The 1372-nt window shown below is 56.4% G+C and carries 1 protein-coding gene and 1 tRNA gene; one reads left to right on the top strand and one right to left on the bottom strand.

Translation table 11 applies throughout. From position 1 onward, the window contains the following. Nucleotides 1-40 precede the first annotated feature (40 nt). Nucleotides 41-117, bottom strand: a tRNA-Met gene (locus tag FFS64_RS31170). A 302-nt stretch (nt 118-419) separates the two neighbouring features. On the opposite strand from FFS64_RS31170, the gene dinB reads away from it, so the two are divergent. Beyond that, nucleotides 420-1372, top strand: a 953-nt coding sequence (gene dinB / locus FFS64_RS31165; protein WP_137808460.1) for a DNA polymerase IV, incomplete at its 3' end; no start/stop codon positions are given.

The following is a 1372-nucleotide window of genomic DNA, read 5'->3' as shown; positions in this document are numbered from 1 at the left end:
ACAAAAAAGGCCACTCTTTCGAGTAGCCTTTTTTGATGTTTGGTTGCGGGAGCCGGATTTGAACCGACGACCTTCGGGTTATGAGCCCGACGAGCTACCAGACTGCTCCATCCCGCGTCTGTGTGTCGGCATTCTACAGAGGATCGACAGGGTGTCAACCGCCAATCTAGGTAAAACCTCTTCAGGTTCAATCGCTTAGCCTGCTGACGAATGTGCTTCTCTGCCTGAGAGGCAGGTGTGGCAAGGCTTTCAGCTCTATCAGCAGTTACCGTGTGATTGAGAAAATAAATTTATCTTGGCGTTTTCCTACAGGTTGCAAAGAACCTTCAGACTACTGGTGCTATATACAGGTGTCAGTGAGATACTGCTTATCCGGCACGGCATGTCGCCATTTCTTCATCCATGAATACCGCGTTGATATGACCCAGCGAAAAATCATCCACGTCGATTGTGACTGCTTCTACGCTGCCATCGAGATGCGTGACGACCCGCGCCTGGCCGGAAAACCGCTGGCGGTAGGTGGGGCGGCGGATCGGCGTGGCGTGATTGCTACCTGCAATTATGAGGCTCGGGCTTACGGCGTGCGTTCGGCCATGTCCTCCGGGCACGCGTTGAAACTGTGTCCGGACCTGACCATCGTCAAGCCGCGTATGGATGCCTATAGAGAAGCCTCGAAGGAAATTCATACGATCTTCCGCGATTACACCGACATCATTGAGCCGCTTTCCCTCGACGAGGCCTACCTGGACGTGTCGGACAGCGCGCATTTTGGCGGCAGCGCCACACGCATCGCCCAGGACATCCGCCGGCGGGTGTCGAATCAGCTGCATATCACGGTCTCGGCGGGTGTGGCGCCGAACAAGTTTCTGGCCAAGATCGCCAGCGACTGGAAAAAGCCCAATGGCTTGTTCGTCATCACGCCGGATCAGGTCGAGGATTTTGTCAGTGGCTTGCCGGTGAGCAAGCTGCATGGGGTCGGCAAAGTGACTGCCGACAAGTTGGGCAAGCTCGGCATCCTCGATTGCGCGCAACTTCGTGAGTGGGACAAGTTGGCGCTGGTGCGAGAATTCGGCAGCTTTGGCGAGCGACTCTGGAGCCTGGCCCGTGGCGTCGATGATCGTCAGGTGCATAACGACAGTCGCCGGCAGTCGATCAGTGTCGAAAATACCTATGACGTCGACCTGCCGGACCTGGTGAGTTGCCTGGATAAATTGCCCGAGTTGCTGGAAACCCTGGCCGGGCGCATGGCGCGAATCGACAGCAGCTACAGGCCTGGAAAGCCGTTCGTCAAAGTGAAATTCCACGACTTCACCCAGACCACGCTGGAGCAGGCCGGGGCAGGGCGGGATTTGGGCAGTTATCAGTTGTTGCT

Source organism: Pseudomonas sp. G(2018), from assembly GCF_005502415.1.
Taxonomy (GTDB): Bacteria; Pseudomonadota; Gammaproteobacteria; order Pseudomonadales; family Pseudomonadaceae; genus Aquipseudomonas.
The sequence above is the reverse complement of the archived record's forward strand: the minus strand, read 5'-3'. Positions and strand labels throughout refer to the sequence as shown.